Source organism: Aquimarina sp. RZ0 (genome assembly GCF_008370685.1).
Lineage (GTDB): Bacteria > Bacteroidota > Bacteroidia > Flavobacteriales > Flavobacteriaceae > Aquimarina.
Genome location: NZ_VTZU01000041.1, coordinates 1 through 16,545, shown reverse-complemented (window position 1 = coordinate 16,545; position 16,545 = coordinate 1). Strand labels below are relative to the sequence as shown.

The following is a 16,545-nucleotide window of genomic DNA, read 5'->3' as shown; positions in this document are numbered from 1 at the left end:
CAACCGAAAAGTTTGGCTTTTGTACTATAATGAAGTAGTTTTTTTGAGCACAGCCATTACGGTTAACAAAATTAGCGCGCAAAATGTAAATTTTGTAGGTCAAAGCAATACTCAAGATGAGTTCAATATATCGACATATCGATCACAAATAGCCTGGATTAACTAAATTAAAAATAAGCAATTACCAATAGATCTTTAATGCGTCTACTCATCCATCTAAGTGCTTATTAAAAATCAAGCTCCTTATTATTTACCGTCTCCCGGAGCTTTCCTTTTACTTCTTCATCATCTAAATAATTGAGAAGAGCCTGCTTAAAAAAATCTTTTCTGCCGTATTGTTCTCCATTTTCTTCTACACTATATCCTTCTTTGAGCATATCTCCCTCACCTGTCACCAACCACGTAGGGTTTAATTCTGTATACAATTGTATAATCTTTTCGATAAAATCCCCTCCTATATTACTATTAGCGGATTGCAATCGGTGTAAATAACCGGCACTGGCTCCTATAGATAGACTAAAACTTCTAAGACTGATCCCTAAATGAGCAGCATATGCAATAACTCTGTCTAAAATATTATTCTTTTTATCCAAAATAGTAACTATTTATTTGTTTTTATACAATATTTTATCTAATATTGTATAACAAAACGATAACAATTCGTTCACAAAGATAATTATACTAATAACATTAGCCAACTTATTTATGATCACTGCTGAAGAACGGTCTGCAATCTTAAAGATCATCGGAACTAAACATGTAAAAAAAATACAGAGTTATTTAAACCAGAATAAGATACTAACATCCCATAAAAAACAGTATTCTAAGGCTATTATATCTTACATACTTTCCGGAGAGCGAGAAAATGAAATTGTTGAAAATGCTATTTTTGCATACGCACATCAAAGAATGATCGAAAAAGAAAAGCAACAAGAGGTCCGTGATCTGATCGTTTCTAAACAAAATCAATAATGGTACGATAACTGCACCTTTTCTATAATATCTTACATATATTTAAGTAGTTTTGCATTACAATCACGTAACAAAAAAATATTTTTGGACAAGAATAGTTTAGTTTTAAAAGACATAACCTCAAGGGAAGATATTGAACATGTACTCAAAAAATTCTATGGGCAAGCCTTAAAAGATCCTGAAATAGGCCCCTTCTTTACCGAAATTACCAGCATTAATCTAGAAACCCATATCCCGCAAATAACAGACTTCTGGGAACAACAATTATTCTATACAGGCACATACAAAAAGAATGTACTACAAATTCATCAAGACTTACACTCAAAAAAATTAATGAGAAAGGTTCATTTTGAAACCTGGCTTTCCTTATTTAATACTACTGTAAATCTTTATTTTAAAGGAGAAAAAGCTAATTTGATGAAAACCCGGGCGCTGTCTATTGCCACAGTTATTCAGTTAAAGATTAAATAGGATCACTTATCTCAATGAATTTATTAGAACAAAATACCTTTTTTTTAAACTGAATTCGATCAATCTCAAGCGCGTCAGTTTGAAATTCTGACACGAATTTTGTATCGAAATACAAGCCTTTTGGATTAAAAAACCTATTCTCGATACATTTTTCCTTTATCAAAACTATTGAACTCATGGTTTTTAATTCACAAGCACCAAAAAAGTAGTTAAGGAAATCTTAAAATTTAATTGTACATTCGCTTCATTATAATTCAAATTTTAAAGTATTGATGAAAAATTATTTTTTTACGGCAATCGCCATAGTCTTCATTTGCAATATACAAGCACAGGATTTTCTTCCTGGATTTAATGGATTTTCAAAAAAGAAAACTACTTATCTTCACATGAGTGATGGCACAGTTGTTAAAGGAAATCTAAAAAAATTAAAATATGAAAAAGGTCTTCTGGAAGAAATTAAAATAAAAGATCTAAAAGATCAAAAAGTAAAAATCAAGCCAAAAGACATCAATTTTCTTTACTTACCTCCAAGTGGACTTGCTAAACTTGCAAACTTTGACAAAATGATCGGAGATGCCAGAACATGGAATAACAAGAACTTAGACCAAAATCTTTTTAAAGATGGATATGCTTACTTTGAGAAATCCGATGTACGTGTAAAAAAGAAAACAAAGACACTAATGGTGCAATTAATCAATCCCTCATTTAGTGAAAAAATTAAGGTATATCAGGATCCTTATGCCAAAAAAACAACAAGTATTGGTGTAGGTCCTTTAAAAGCCGGAGGTATTGCAAAATCCTATTATGTCAAAAAAGGTGATGAAATTGCTATCCGCTTAAAGAAAAAGGATTATGATCAGGAATTTAAATTATTCTTCGGAGACTGCCCTGCCATTATTGAGAAATATGGGTCAGATATTAAATGGTCTCAGTTTGCACTTCACGTTTTCGAATATAATGAATTGTGTAAGTAGTAATACTTATTAAAAATATAGGAAGAGGCTATCACACTGCGGATAGCCTTTTTTTATACAAGAAAGTAGTATCAATGTATATATGAATTTATATTTTTACACAGTATTAATGAAAATAAACTATGTACGAAGGAACTTTTCCTCATAAACGATATAAAGAAACCTTAGAATTCTTACGAGAACATATCCCTACTCCAAATACAATTCTGGATCTCGGCGTGCACAATCCTTTTGTAGAATTTATGAAAAAAGAAGGCTATACTGTGCATAATACATCGGGAGAAGATCTTGATATTGATACAACCGCCGTAAAAACGAATGAAACAAATGTGGTTACTGCTTTTGAAATTTTTGAACATTTGATCGCTCCTTTTAATGTGCTAAGAGATATCAAAGCAACAAAATTAGTTGCATCAATCCCATTAAGGCTTTGGTTTTCTCCCGCGTATCAGAGCAAAAGTGATCCCTGGGATCGGCACTACCACGAATTTGAAGACTGGCAGTTTGATTGGTTACTGGAAAAAGCAGGTTGGGAAATAAAAGCTAGAAAAAAATGGACGCACCCAATACGCAAAATTGGTTTTCGCCCTTTATTGAGATATTTTACACCGAGATATTATATTATTTATGCAGAACGGAAATAGCTTAAACCAATCGTTACTATCTTGAAGATCTATATTGTCATACCCGCTCACAATGAAGAACTGTCAATTGCTAAAACATTGGCATCCTTAGTTAAGCAAACGGTACTACCTAAAAAAATAGTAGTCGTTAATGATAATTCTACAGATACCACAGAAGCCATTGTTAATCAATTTAGTATCGACTATGATTTTATATCGGTAGTCAACTCTGATTCTTCTAAAGCCCACATGCCCGGAAGCAAGGTAATCAATGCCTTCTATAAAGGATATAAAACACTGGATGAATCCTACGACATACTTTGCAAATTTGATGCTGACCTTATTTTTCCAAATAAGTATCTAGAGCAAATTGTAAAACATTTTAAAGAAAATAAAAAAATAGGAATGGTTGGTGGTTTTTGCTATATAAAAAAAGAGCAGCAATGGGTTTTGGAGAATCTGACCAACAAAGATCATATCCGCGGAGCACTAAAAGCATATCGAAAAGCATGTTTTAAAGATATTAAAGGATTAAAACCAGCCATGGGATGGGATACAATTGATGAATTATTAGCACAATACCATCATTGGGAAATCAAAACAGATCCATCACTTAGGGTACAGCATCTAAAACCAACAGGGAAGACCTATAATGCCAAAGCAAAATACAAACAAGGAGAAGCTTTTTATAAAATGCGGTATGGTATTATACTCACATTAATTGCTTCAGCAAAACTGGCATTTCTAAAAAAACAACCCAGACTTTTTAAAAATTATATCCTTGGATTTTTAAAAGCAAAAACAACACACCAATCATATCTGGTTACCAAAGCTGAAGGGAAATTTATCAGAAAACTGAGATGGAAAAAAATTGCTCATAAATTTTTTTGATAACATCTATTCTAACACAAAAGACAAAACATTACCGGTTGCTCCATTCGGAAAGGTAATACCTAATAAGGCAGAAATTGTAGGTGCTATGTCAGGAATTTCAGTTTTTTGGGTAGTGCTTCCGTGCTTAATCCCGTTACCAAAAAATAAAAGAGGTGCATGTGTATCATAATTCAAACCACTACCATGAGTAGATCCCGTGGATGAATATACTATCGTAGCAGGATCTAATACTATCGCAATATCTCCGCTTCTTTTTTGGTTATATCCATTTTGTAATAATGCTGCGATTCCTGACGTATAATTTCCAGACATCAACTGCTGTCTGGTAAATACTTTATCGATTCGTTCCTGCTGCAATACATAATGTGCTATAGCGTTTTCTAAATCCCCGGCATCTATTTTATTTTCTGCTAAAACATCATAGGCAAAGAATACTTGATAATTATCTATCTTCTCAATTAATCCTTCGATTTTATAGGTATCCTTTACAAAAGCTTGGATCTTGGCAGATAATTCTTTTATGTCAAAATAGCCCGAAGGTATTTTAATGGATTTCAGATAAGAAGGAACGTGCACTGCTCCGTGATCCGCCGTAAGAAAAACTGTATAACTTCCTTTACCAACTTTGGTATCTAATGCGATAAAAAATCGTTCTAAATCTTTATCTAGCCTTAAATAGGTATCTTCAATTTCTTTAGAATTAACTCCAAAATTATGTCCTACATAATCTGTGCTGGAAAAACTCACAGTTAAGACATCTGTAATAGCATCTTTTCCCAGGTCTTCTCCATCTATAGCTGCTATTGCAAAATCTGCTGTAAGACTATTGCCATAGGCAGAACTTTTTATAATATCATAGCCGTCATTTTGATCCTTTAATGTCTCCAGATCATAAGGAAATGCTGCGGTTTTTTTTCCTTTGAACCCTCTTTCATAAACATTCTTATCTGCACCACTTTCTGTATATGTTTTGATATCATATAATGTATTCCATATCTTTAGATATGAAGCTGCCTGGTCAGAGTCATTAAATTTTTTCACCCAATCGGGTAATTTATCTCTATAATAAGTACTGGTAATCCAATTACCTTCATCTTTACCTCTAAACCAGTAGGCACCATTGGCTGCATGACCCGCAGGTAAAATAGCCCCTCTATCCTTTATAGCGATCCCAATACTTTTTCCCTGGAGCTGCGTATGTAATCTATTCTGATCCGCAAAAGTGGTTGTTTTCATACGACGTGGAGACATTTTTTCTAACTCACTATCAGATCCAACTGCTTTTACGGATGGATCACTGGCACAATACACTACTTTTTTGCTAAACTTATCATACCAGTAATTAGAAATAACACCATGATTTTTTGGAGTGGTTCCTGTAAATATCGAAGCATGTCCTGGTCCTGTATACGTTGGAACGTAATTAAAATGATTGTTCTTACAATTATATCCTTCTCTCATCATACGCTTGAAACCACCTTCCCCAAATCTATTATAAAAACGTGTTAGATAATCATATCTCATTTGATCCACAACCACTCCTACTACGAGCTTAGGATTCGCATTGATTGCCGTATTACCAACCTCCTGAGCGGTACATCTGATAGATATAGAAATAATTGAGATGATCAGGAATATTTTCTTTGTCATTACTTATTTATGTTTAAAACTTCAAAAATAGTATTAATACAAATGCAAAACTTTAATAGAAGGTTAAATGCTGTCGGTATTTTTTTTTCTATTTTAGCCCTTCTAATGTAGGACATATGTTTTATCTGGACGATATTGGTCGTTATTTTTTAATGTTAAAAAGAGTTTTTAGTCGAATGACTAAAGGATCTGTTCTTAGAAGTTTGATTTTTAAAGAAATAGACGACCTTATCATCGGTTCTCTTGGAATTACGGTATTTCTGGCGTTCTTTATCGGAGCAGTAATCGCTATACAAACTGCGTTAAATCTAACGAATCCTATCATTCCCAGACAAATTATTGGTTTTGCCTCCAGGCAATCAATGATTCTGGAATTTGCCCCTACATTTCTCTCTGTAATTATGGCGGGTAAAGTAGGTTCTTTTATTACATCCAGCATAGGAACTATGAGAGTTACAGAACAAATTGATGCGCTGGAAGTGATGGGGATTAATTCACTAAATTATTTAGTATTTCCTAAGATCATTGCGATGCTCATGTATCCTTTTATTATTGCAATTGCAATGTTTGTAGGAGTATTTGGTGCTTATATTGCCGGGGTATATGGAGGCTTTCTTTCTAGCTCAGAGTTTTTAACAGGATTAAGAGAAGAATTTATACCTTATCATCTGGTATATGCTTTTTTAAAAACATTTATTTTTGCTTTTCTTCTTGCTACTATACCTTCATTTCATGGGTATTATATGACTGGAGGAGCATTGGGGGTTGGTAAAGCCAGTACTTCTGCCTTTGTATGGACAACTGTAGTGATTGTTACTTCTAATTATATACTCACTCAATTATTATTAAGCTAATGATAGAAGTAAAAGATATTCATAAAAGTTTTAATGGTGAAGAAATTCTCAAAGGAATCACAACCACTTTTGAGCGGGGAAAGACAAATCTAATTATTGGAACCAGTGGTAGTGGGAAAACTGTTTTTCTAAAATGCATGTTAGGCCTTTTTACTCCAGAAGAAGGTACCATCTGTTATGATGGTGCTACCTACTCTGAACTCAGCTTAGAAGATCAAAGAAACCTAAGAGAACAGATGGGAATGGTATTTCAGGGGAGTGCTCTTTTTGATTCTATGACTGTAGAAGAAAACGTAATGTTTCCATTAATGATGTTCACCAAGCAAAAAAAAGAAGCAATGCGTTCTCGTGTAAATGAGGTATTAGCCCGTGTAAATCTGGAAAATGCTAATAATAAATTGCCTTCAGAAATTAGTGGTGGTATGCAAAAACGGGTTGCTATCGCCAGAGCTATAGTTACCCGCCCAAAATATCTGTTCTGTGATGAACCTAACTCTGGATTAGACCCGAGAACGGCTATCGTAATTGATAACCTGATTAAAGAAATTACCGAAGAGTATGACATCACAACAATAATCAATACACACGACATGAATTCTGTCATGGAAATTGGTGAAAAAATTATCTTTCTACGCTATGGTCACTTAGAGTGGGAAGGTGATAAATCTCAAATATTCAAAACAGATAATGAAGCCGTAACAGATTTTGTGTATTCTTCAAATTTATTTAAGAAAGTTCGTAATGCACAACTGAAAGGATTGTAAACTATTTTGTCATTACTATAAATTGTATCACCACATCATTTTCAATTAATCTCTCAAGTTTCTACAACAACACCTTTATTTACAAAATTTCACCACTCATTATTTCAATATCGTTTCATAAATATCATTAAGCAAAGCTCCTCTCAACTTATGATTTCTTTGGTTAATAAAAATAACGATCCCCCACTTTTTATCTCTGTTATATGCTAAAATAGAGGACTGCCCCATAGAATCACCTGTTTTTAGATAAATTGTATTTTTTTCATCTTTTATAATATTCGTCCCTAGCCCCATTTCTCTATTAGCATCATTGTAAAAGACTTTTTCAGTCTCCAAAGCTGCTGTTGACACCACATTCTTTTTACTCAGTATAGCATCTATAAATTTTAGCATATCATGTGTATTAGATTTTATCAATCCTGCGGGGGCTGCTATATTCCATTCAAAAAATTGCTGTTCACCTCCTTCGGGGTTATAACCAGTAACTTTATTTTCTACATCTATTTTTTTTGTTAATGTATGATTCATTTTTAAGGGTGACAATATCTTTTTTCTAATAATATCATCATAATTTTCTCCATATACAGTCTCCAAAATCTGACCTAACAAGATATAACCTATCGTAGAATATCGATATTTACCATAATCAATAAGTTCTATACAATTATTGATCATTGTAGTTAATACCTTTAAATCTATATCAGCTGTAGGTTGCTGCGCATTTGATTGAATTAGTTTTCTAAAATCCAAATCGGGTAAACCTGATTGGTGTGATGCCAAATCTGATATTTTGATCCTGTGCTGAATTTCTTTTTTGAGTATAAATTCTTTTGGCAGGTAGCTATCTATAAAATCGGTTAGTTTTATTTTATTTTCTAAAACTGCCTGAACAATTAAATTAGAAGTCATTATTTTAGTTATAGAAGCAATTTCAAATATCGAATACTCGTCCACTTTAGTAGTTTCTTCTCTGCTTACAGTTCCATATGATAAAAAATGTTGATCTTCATTATACATTAAACCCACACTAATTGCTACATCAGTATTTTTATTATAGTGACTTCTTACTATAGAATCAATGCCTACTATATTTTGACTAAAAGAAGTTGTAATTACTATTAGAAGCATTGTAAAAAGGGTAAAGTCATTTCTCATTGTATCAAGTTTTAAATTATTGAAAATTTATTCTTTTACAAATCTGAGAAAGTAATTACGTGTATGCGACCGATTAAAAAAAGTCGAACGCATTAATACAGAAAAAAAGTACGACTTTTTACCATAACTACGTACGACTTTAATAAATGAACTCATCTTGAGTAAAGCTTTGACCTATAAAATTTACATTTTGCATGCTAATTTTGTTGGTTTTTTTAACTGTAGCTATGGCTACGCTGAAAAAAGCTACTTCATTATAGTACAAAAGCCAAACTTTGCGATTGAAAACCGTTACTCAAGATGAGTTTTTTAGCTAGATATTAATTTATTATATGCAAAACATAAAATTATTTTATGGTTTAACGACAAAGTATAAATTATCGTTAAATAATAGTTAACATATCTACGTATGATAGTATTACTATTATATTTGTGATCATATATATTAAGTGGTTAGATAAACTTTAATAATTAAAACCATCTTTATCCGGTTAGTTCATATTATTGAGGTGCATTAAAATTTTGAGAAATGGAATATTTACTGAGAGATTTAAAAGTTGTTATTAATGATAAAATATATCTTAAAGATCCAGAGTCTTCTACATTAGGTAAAAAAATTGTAGAGTATAGTATCCTCCTAATTAATGATATAGGGTTTGAAGGGTTTACCTTTAAAAAATTGGGAGAACAGATTGGTTCTAACGAAAGTTCTATTTATCGATATTTTGAAAACAAACATAAATTACTTCTATACCTTGCTTCCTGGTATTGGGGCTGGTTAGAATATCAGTTGGTATTTATGACAAATAGTATATCTAACCCTACAGAAAAACTTAAAAAAACTATTGAAATTATAACACAGACCGTCAAAGAAGATTCTTCATTCTCACATATTAATGAGGTATTATTACATAAGATTGTCATTAATGAATATTCTAAGTCATACTTAACAAAAGAGGTGGATAAAGAAAATAAGGAAGGTTATTTTTTAATATACAAAAGGTTAGTAACCAGAATAAAAGATATGATTATTAATGTAAACCCTGGGTATAAATACCCTTCGAGTCTATCAAGCACGGTTATGGAAGGAGCGCTGCACCAATATTTTCTTAAGGATCATTTTTCCTCTTTAACAGATTGTGATAAGGATTCTTCACCAACTGCCTATTTTGTTGATTTGGTATTTAATTCTATAAATAATAATAACTAATGGCAAAAAGTATATTGACTGCCTGGCAGCGACTTATTAGTTTATTAGAACTAGATAAGAGAGATATTTTTCAAACATTTTACTATGCTATTTTTGCCGGATTGGTGAATCTTTCATTACCTCTGGGAATTCAGGCAATAATTAATTTGTTGCAAGGCGCTCAGATCAGTACTTCCTGGATTATATTAGTAGTTTTAGTAACATTAGGTGTTGTTTTTGTTGGATTGTTACAACTAATGCAAATTAGGATTATAGAAAATGTACAACAAAAAATATTTACAAGGGCATCTTTTGAATTCTCATACCGTTTTCCTAAAATAAAAATGAGTGAGTTACAGAATTTTTATCCTCCAGAACTTGCAAATCGATTTTTTGATACGCTAACGATTCAAAAAGGATTAGCAAAAATACTGGTAGATTTTCCTGCAGCATTATTACAGATTATTTTTGGATTGATGCTTTTATCTTTTTATCATCCTTTTTTTATTATTTATGGTTTTTTGTTATTACTTCTAATCTATATTGTTTTTAAATATACTGCGGTGAAAGGGCTTGAAACCAGTCTTAAAGAATCTAAAAATAAATATAAGGTAGCACATTGGATACAAGAAGTCGCTCGTTCTATTATAAGTTTTAAACTTTCGGGTAGTACCAGCCATGCACTGGATAAAAATGATACATTAGTTAATGATTATCTGGTAGCGCGTGAGAGCCATTTCAGGATTCTGATCATACAATTTATACAAATGATTGGTTTCAAAGTATTGGTGACCGCTGGTCTTTTGCTGATAGGAGGAATCCTGGTGCTTAATCAACAAATGAATATAGGTCAATTTGTAGCAGCAGAAATTATCATTCTTTTGGTTATCGGATCTGTAGAAAAACTAATTGTAGGTTTAGAATCTCTTTACGATGTGCTCACATCTCTCGAAAAATTAGGGCAGGTTGTGGATAAAGAATTAGAACCTCAGAAAGGAGAAAAACCTTTTACAGAAAATCAGAGTTTTACTATAGAGCTTGATCAGGTATCTTATAATGTTCCTGGTTCTAATAAGAATATTTTAAAGAATATCAACCTTACGATTACAGAAAACTGTACAATTTTGATGCAGGGATCAAGCGGATCAGGAAAATCTACACTCCTACGTTTGATAGCAGCTCTTGTAGAGCCGGATAAAGGAAGTATCTATGTGAATAATGTTGCATTAAAGGGAGTACATCTTAATTATTATCGGTCGTATCTCGGACAATCATTAACAGAAGAATCTCCTTTTGAGGGAACCATACTAAACAATATCACTTTTGGAGATCCTGAAGTTTCCAGAGATGATTTGTATTGGGCTATAGAAAAAGTAGGGTTGATGCAGTTTGTAAAAGAACAACATAAAGGAGTACAAACAGTATTGTATCCAGAGGGGAAGCAAATACCATATACGATTGCAAAGAAGATAGTATTGGCACGAAGTATTGTAAGAAAACCAAAACTACTGATTCTTAAAGATCCGTTGGATCAATTCGGAGAAACAGAAGCCAGACAGATTATGGATTTTCTTGTAGAACCATCAAACCCATGGGCACTTGTTGTCGTAAGTCAAAATGCAGAATGGGTAAAAAGATGTGGGCGAGTCATTACCATAGAAGAAGGGAAGATAATTAAAGAACAGAAAAAGTAAGAGAGATGCTAAATATTTCTAATAATAAATTAAATAAGACAATTGATATTTCTCATTATAAAGCGTTTCAGAAGGTCTTTCATAAGAGGCATTTTAAGCATTTTAATCGTTTTTTATTAGGGTTTACAATCATTGTGATTATAGTGCTTTTCTTTCCGTGGACACAAAACATATCAGGAAATGGTTTTGTAACTACCTTAAAACCCAATCAAAGACCTCAAACAATTCAATCACCGATCCCGGGAAGAATAGAGGAGTGGCATGTACAAGAAGGAGATCTCGTAAAGAAAGGCGATACCATACTTCGTATATCTGAAATAAAAAATGATTATTTTGACCCGAATCTTGTAGAGAGAACTGGAAAGCAAATCAAAGCAAAAGAAATGTCTGTCACCTCGTATCAGGGAAAAGTCAAGGCATTAGAAAGCCAGGTGCAAGCCTTGCGCAATGAGCGTGTTCTGAAACTAAAACAAGCTAAAAATAAATTATTACAATCCAGATTAAAGGTAAAAAGTGATAGTATAGACCTACAGGCTGCAAATACCAATATAAGTATCGCACAACGCCAATATGATCGGGTTGTACAATTAGAGTCAGAAGGATTAAAAGCAGTAACCGATGTAGAAGAAAAGAAATTAAAACTACAGGAAACTCAGGCAAAACTTATTTCTCAAGAAAATAAACTATTAGCAAGTAAAAATGAAGTGCTCAACGCCCAGATAGAGATTAATAGGGTTGAAGCTACATATTCTGAAAAAATTTCTAAAGCCCAAAGTAATAAATTTACCGCTCAGTCAGGACAGTTTGATACAGAAGCGCAAGTAACAAAATTAGAAAATCAATATACTAATTATGAGATTCGTAATGATCTGTATTTTATTAAAGCTCCACAAGATGGATATATCAATAAGGCAATACAGTCCGGGATAGGAGAAACTTTTAAAGAAGGAGACAAGCTGGTAAATATTATGCCATCTCACTATGATCTGGCTGTAGAAATGTATGTGCGACCTATAGATCTTCCTTTAGTGCATTTAGGAGAAAAAGTTAGAGTACAGTTTGATGGATGGCCTGCAATCATTTTTAGCGGATGGCCCAATGTGTCTTACGGTACTTATGGGGGAGAAATTGTTGCAGTAGAAACATTTATTAGTGATAATGGTAAATATAGAATCTTAATCTCACCGGATAAAAACGACCATGCCTGGCCAGAAGGGGTTAGAGTAGGGTCAGGAGCAAATACAATGGCACTATTAGAGGATGTACCTATTTGGTTCGAAATGTGGAGACAGTTAAATGGTTTCCCTCCTAATTATTATCAACCTGAAAGTAAAAGTAAAATAGCCAGCACTAAAAAAAGTAGCCCATGAACAAGTATTTGTTGTATAGTTTTTTATTGCTAACTTCGATAACATATGCTCAGGTAAATGATGAGGTTATTCTTAATTTTAAAGAATATCTGGGATATGTAAAAAAACATCACCCAATCACAAAACAAGCTGAACTTACGATTAGCAAAGGAGAAGCAAATCTTATGAAATCCAGAGGAGGTTTCGATCCTAAAATTGAAGTGGATTATGATCGAAAGCAGTTTAAGGGGATCGAATATTATGATTTGTTGGATGCTACCTTCAAAATACCTACCTGGTATGGTGTAGAACTAAAAGCTAATTTTGAACAGAATGATGGAGAATTTCTGAATGCAGAGAGAAATGTACCTGATCAAGGGCTTTTTAGTGCCGGTATTTCCGTGCCTATTGCACAAGGATTATTGATAAATGATCGAATGGCGACGCTCAAAAAAGCCAGGTTTTTCAAAGAGCAAACCAAAGCAGATCGAGATATTCTGGTAAATACTATTTTGTACGATGCATCATTAGCATACTTTGATTGGCTAAAAGCATATAATGAGAAAGAGATCTACAGTGATTTTCTGAAGAATGCCAAAATTAGATTCGAAGGGATTAAAAAAAGTGCTTTGGCTGGAGATAAGGCAACAATAGATACTGTTGAGGCAAGAATAACTGTGCAGAATCGCCAACTCGGTTTAGAGCAGGCAAAAGTGAAACTGATGAAGTCTGCACTGGAGCTTTCTAATTTTTTATGGATTGGTAACACCATTCCAGTAGAATTACAACCCAATGTGATACCTGATGATAATGTTGATGTGCTGATAGATGATACACTACAGCTGGATGATAACCTATTATCTAGCGTTGCCATAGAGGATCATCCCAAAGTAAGATCTTTGGGCTATAAAATTGATGGATTAGAAGTGGATCGTCGATTAAAAGCCAATAAGCTACTTCCAAAAATCAACTTAGAGTATAATTTTATAACCGGATCGCCAGAAATCGCCAGATCTTTTAATACAGAAGAATATAAAGGAGGTATCTCGTTTTCATTTCCATTATTTCTGAGGAAGGAAAGAGGTGATGTAAAACTTGCAACCTATAAAATACAGGATACGCAGTACGAATTGCAAAGTGTGCAATTGCAAATCCAAAACAAAGTAACAGCTATTTATACAGAATTAAATTCTTTTAAAACTCAAAATGAGCTTATTGCATCTATTGTGACAGACTATACTACTTTGTTACAAGCAGAGGAGCGTAAGTTTAGTTTAGGAGAAAGTTCATTGTTTCTAATCAATTCCAGAGAAAATAAATTGATTGATGCACAATTAAAAAGTATTGAGGTGCAGAATAAGTATTTTATGACAAAAGCAAAACTCTTTAATAGTCTGGCAACAAATCCAGAGAATTTATGATTGAAAAAGGGTAAACTATTTCAGTACACAAGTCTGCTTTAAAATCAAGATTTATAGATATAAAAAGGGTTGATGCGATAATTTATTGCATCAACCCCTACTGTTTCTGAGAACAAGTGTGATCTATTACGTCATGTTGTTCTAATTGTATTAATGATAACCAATTGCTTACTTTGGTTTTATACGATTTGTGATTAAAAAATTCGTATAAATTCATTGAATTATTTTTTCTTTATGCAAGGCAAAAAAATCAAGCATAGCTATAGCTACGGTTTATTTTTTAAACGAAGTAGAAAGGAAAAAGAAACGATGAATATGCGAAATTTTTAGTTATAAATCGTATTAGTTGTTTTTTTGTTATTTAATTCAAAGAATATCTGGTATTATCGTCAACTTGACTATTCTGATACTGTAAACCTTTTAACCACCGAGGTATTGTTTTCTGTTATATTTAGAAAATAAGATCCCTTAGGTAGCTCATTAATATCTATAGAGACTGTATTCGAAGTTATTGAAGTACCGATATAACTTTCTGTCTTTATAGTACGTCCTGTAATATCAATAATAGCTACTTTGATATCAGAAGCTTTCTTTATTTTATAATTTTGTATATACAAAATAGTATTGGCTGGATTAGGATATAAAATGATATTTTCTAAGTGTCTGTCTTTAGTGATTTTTGATGTACTCTGTACAAACGTGACGTTTTCGTTACTTCTGGTTCCAATACAAAAATCGGTTGTTTCAGAAGCTCCAAACGATGCTCCAGAAGCAAGAGTCGCAGAAGTATCATCTGCTAATAGATACGAGCCAGATCCATAACCACAGCACATACCATCACCATAGGAGTCACTGATTGTTAACTGATAACAACCTTCCTCCAAACAAAGATCAATAGCAAGTGTGCTTCCATCAGCCTGTCCGCCATACGTCCCTCCAGATTCAACTGTGTTGCCAGAACTATCGGTGATGGCCCAGCTAGTTTCTTCAGGATAATTATCAAAATTGAACGTTAAAGTAACATCTTCACAATCACTTGGAGGAGTACCTCCACCAGAAGGATCATAACCATCTACTTTTTTTAAACTACTTCCAGGAGCTAACCACTGACTTAGATTAGGAAATGATAAATCAAATCGCCCATATGCATCATATCCATTATTTCCACAAGCAGCAGAACCACCATGTAGCTGACCAATGATTCTTTTGTTTTGATCATATAACGGAGATCCCGATGATCCCGGTTCTGTAGTACCATCATTCCAGTCGTTTATTCTCCAATGTGTATTGCTGCTTCCTCCATATCCAGAAATGGATGGCGCCTCATAATCAAAAGATATTTTTTTGATATCGCCAGCAGGATGATGTATTCCCGTAGTATTTGTAGGCTGAGTTCCTGTAGCATCCCATCCAGAATAATAAACATTATAACTGTCCGGAGGTGTTGCAGAAAGTTGCACCAATGAATAATCGGTTGCTGCACCTTTTTTTAGTAATGTAGAACCCGAAACAGATTGACTTAAGGATCCATCCACATTGCTACAACTGGCAGATTGATAATTAAATACAAATACCCAGTTCGCTGTGCTGCTTCCTGTACAGTGATTGGCAGTCAGAAAATAAGGAGTTCCATCATTTTCTGTATTATTTATTAATGCTCCCGTGCAAAATCTGGTACCATTAGCCAAGGTAATTAGAGCGACAGATTTTATTTGATCTCTCCAATCGTCACCTACGCTACAGGCTACATTATTATTACAACTACCAGAGTCATTAAAACCTTTGGCAATATTAAATATACCTTTGTAATCATGCGCTACTGTTGCTATTTGTAAAGCTGGTTTTTCTTTAACAGATGCAGGCTGATAGTATTCAATAGTAACTTTGTCTCCCTGGATAGGGGCGATACCAAATGCTCTGGACTCTTTATTATTAGTATTTGTAAAAGCGCCTCTAACATCTGTTTTGTTTTCATTGTAAACAAACAACTTAGCACCTTCTGGAAGATAGAAGTCAGAAAAAGTGAAATTAAGTGATTTTGCCCCACTTGATTCAATGTTCAGCATCCAAATACGATCCCCATTAGTGGTTGTAGACCAGGTACCTGAATTGTTAGGGTTGTAGTTCACTTCGTGAGCATATGCAAATCTTAGAGGAACGTCTTTCGAAACTTCTTCAGCATCTTCTTTATGTAGTTTTTCAATATCAATATTGGCTAATTTTATTGTGGGAATCTTAGTGGATTTTGAAAAAGTTTCAGTCCAGGATAAAGGCTTCCCTCCTTGACTTATTTGAGCGTGAAGCCCAAAAATTGAACATAGGAAGATACTCAAAACAATAATAGTTTTTTTCATTTTAAGAGTTTTTAATTATGGAATAAGCAATTGGTTAACTTGTATAAATATACATTAGGTTACCTCTAAAATTAATTTATTTTTAATCAAATAGTTATAGTATTTTACTGACTAAACACAGGTGAGATGAATAGTTACAAACGCACAGGAACAACTTCTTTATTTTCAGAAAGTTATCGAT

The 16,545-nt window shown here is 33.2% G+C and carries 15 protein-coding genes; 11 read left to right on the top strand and 4 right to left on the bottom strand.

The annotated features are described in order from the left end of the window. Positions 1-227 precede the first annotated feature (227 nt). Positions 228-593 carry a hypothetical protein gene (locus F0000_RS16025; protein ID WP_149625745.1) on the bottom strand — a complete coding sequence of 122 codons (366 nt, stop codon included), beginning with the start codon at positions 591-593 and terminating at the stop codon, positions 228-230. A 112-nt stretch (positions 594-705) separates the two neighbouring features. Here F0000_RS16025 and F0000_RS16020 point away from each other — a divergent pair, with 112 nt between their 5' ends. From F0000_RS16020 to F0000_RS16000, 5 genes are all read left to right on the top strand, one after another. Next, on the top strand, positions 706-972 hold the full coding sequence (locus F0000_RS16020) for a hypothetical protein (RefSeq protein WP_149625744.1): 267 nt from the start codon (positions 706-708) through the stop codon (positions 970-972). Positions 973-1,056: 84 nt separating this feature from the next. Then, positions 1,057-1,443 (top strand): group III truncated hemoglobin, encoded by a 387-nt coding sequence (locus F0000_RS16015; protein ID WP_149625743.1) that lies wholly within the window; start codon positions 1,057-1,059, stop codon positions 1,441-1,443. Between the two features lie 272 nt (positions 1,444-1,715). Next, on the top strand, positions 1,716-2,417 hold the full coding sequence (locus F0000_RS16010) for a hypothetical protein (protein WP_149625742.1): 702 nt from the start codon (positions 1,716-1,718) through the stop codon (positions 2,415-2,417). Positions 2,418-2,539: 122 nt separating this feature from the next. After that, complete coding sequence (locus F0000_RS16005) at positions 2,540-3,061, top strand: class I SAM-dependent methyltransferase (protein ID WP_149625741.1); 522 nt, start codon at positions 2,540-2,542, stop codon at positions 3,059-3,061. A gap of 21 nt (positions 3,062-3,082) precedes the next feature. Beyond that, positions 3,083-3,931: a glycosyltransferase family 2 protein gene (locus F0000_RS16000; protein WP_149625740.1), complete on the top strand. Its 849-nt coding sequence runs from the start codon at positions 3,083-3,085 to the stop codon at positions 3,929-3,931. Positions 3,932-3,937: 6 nt separating this feature from the next. Here F0000_RS16000 and pafA read toward each other — a convergent pair whose 3' ends face one another. Then, a complete protein-coding gene (gene pafA, locus F0000_RS15995; protein WP_149625739.1) occupies positions 3,938-5,584 on the bottom strand; it encodes an alkaline phosphatase PafA in 1,647 nt (548 codons plus the stop codon). Positions 5,585-5,700: 116 nt separating this feature from the next. On the opposite strand from pafA, the gene F0000_RS15990 reads away from it, so the two are divergent. Both F0000_RS15990 and F0000_RS15985 read left to right on the top strand, forming a co-directional pair. Continuing rightward, on the top strand, positions 5,701-6,438 hold the full coding sequence (locus tag F0000_RS15990) for an ABC transporter permease (RefSeq protein ID WP_149625738.1): 738 nt from the start codon (positions 5,701-5,703) through the stop codon (positions 6,436-6,438). Further along, positions 6,438-7,202 (top strand): ABC transporter ATP-binding protein, encoded by a 765-nt coding sequence (locus tag F0000_RS15985; protein WP_149625737.1) that lies wholly within the window; start codon positions 6,438-6,440, stop codon positions 7,200-7,202. The genes F0000_RS15990 and F0000_RS15985 overlap by 1 nt, the downstream gene beginning before the upstream one ends. A 99-nt stretch (positions 7,203-7,301) precedes the next feature. Here F0000_RS15985 and F0000_RS15980 read toward each other — a convergent pair whose 3' ends face one another. Continuing rightward, positions 7,302-8,357 (bottom strand): serine hydrolase, encoded by a 1,056-nt coding sequence (locus F0000_RS15980; RefSeq protein ID WP_149625736.1) that lies wholly within the window; start codon positions 8,355-8,357, stop codon positions 7,302-7,304. Between the two features lie 529 nt (positions 8,358-8,886). On the opposite strand from F0000_RS15980, the gene F0000_RS15975 reads away from it, so the two are divergent. From F0000_RS15975 to F0000_RS15960, 4 genes are read left to right on the top strand one after another with little or no spacing between them, the layout of a single operon-like run. Next, on the top strand, positions 8,887-9,567 hold the full coding sequence (locus F0000_RS15975; protein ID WP_149625735.1) for a TetR/AcrR family transcriptional regulator: 681 nt from the start codon (positions 8,887-8,889) through the stop codon (positions 9,565-9,567). Further along, positions 9,567-11,240: a peptidase domain-containing ABC transporter gene (locus F0000_RS15970; protein ID WP_149625734.1), complete on the top strand. Its 1,674-nt coding sequence runs from the start codon at positions 9,567-9,569 to the stop codon at positions 11,238-11,240. Before F0000_RS15975 ends, F0000_RS15970 begins: the two co-directional genes overlap by 1 nt. Positions 11,241-11,245: 5 nt before the next feature. Beyond that, a complete protein-coding gene (locus F0000_RS15965) occupies positions 11,246-12,610 on the top strand; it encodes an HlyD family secretion protein (RefSeq protein WP_149625733.1) in 1,365 nt (454 codons plus the stop codon). Then, positions 12,607-14,010: a TolC family protein gene (locus F0000_RS15960; RefSeq protein ID WP_149625732.1), complete on the top strand. Its 1,404-nt coding sequence runs from the start codon at positions 12,607-12,609 to the stop codon at positions 14,008-14,010. The genes F0000_RS15965 and F0000_RS15960 overlap by 4 nt, the downstream gene beginning before the upstream one ends. 398 nt (positions 14,011-14,408) lie before the next feature. Here the strand turns inward: F0000_RS15960 and F0000_RS15955 are convergent, their stop codons facing one another. Further along, the gene (locus tag F0000_RS15955) at positions 14,409-16,364 is read right to left on the bottom strand and encodes a T9SS type A sorting domain-containing protein (protein ID WP_149625731.1); all 1,956 of its coding nucleotides are present in this window, start codon (positions 16,362-16,364) and stop codon (positions 14,409-14,411) included. Between the last annotated feature and the right edge of the window lie 181 nt (positions 16,365-16,545).

Coding starts and splice junctions, on each gene's coding strand:
- F0000_RS15970 (WP_149625734.1), top strand. CDS start 9,567: ATGGCAAAAAGTATATTGACTGCCTGGCAGCGACTTATTAGTTTATTA.
- F0000_RS15960 (WP_149625732.1), top strand. CDS start 12,607: ATGAACAAGTATTTGTTGTATAGTTTTTTATTGCTAACTTCGATAACA.
- F0000_RS16020 (WP_149625744.1), top strand. CDS start 706: ATGATCACTGCTGAAGAACGGTCTGCAATCTTAAAGATCATCGGAACT.
- F0000_RS15990 (WP_149625738.1), top strand. CDS start 5,701: ATGTTTTATCTGGACGATATTGGTCGTTATTTTTTAATGTTAAAAAGA.
- F0000_RS15985 (WP_149625737.1), top strand. CDS start 6,438: ATGATAGAAGTAAAAGATATTCATAAAAGTTTTAATGGTGAAGAAATT.
- F0000_RS16005 (WP_149625741.1), top strand. CDS start 2,540: ATGTACGAAGGAACTTTTCCTCATAAACGATATAAAGAAACCTTAGAA.
- F0000_RS15980 (WP_149625736.1), bottom strand. CDS start 8,357: ATGAGAAATGACTTTACCCTTTTTACAATGCTTCTAATAGTAATTACA.
- F0000_RS16010 (WP_149625742.1), top strand. CDS start 1,716: ATGAAAAATTATTTTTTTACGGCAATCGCCATAGTCTTCATTTGCAAT.
- F0000_RS15975 (WP_149625735.1), top strand. CDS start 8,887: ATGGAATATTTACTGAGAGATTTAAAAGTTGTTATTAATGATAAAATA.
- F0000_RS15955 (WP_149625731.1), bottom strand. CDS start 16,364: ATGAAAAAAACTATTATTGTTTTGAGTATCTTCCTATGTTCAATTTTT.
- F0000_RS15965 (WP_149625733.1), top strand. CDS start 11,246: ATGCTAAATATTTCTAATAATAAATTAAATAAGACAATTGATATTTCT.
- pafA (WP_149625739.1), bottom strand. CDS start 5,584: ATGACAAAGAAAATATTCCTGATCATCTCAATTATTTCTATATCTATC.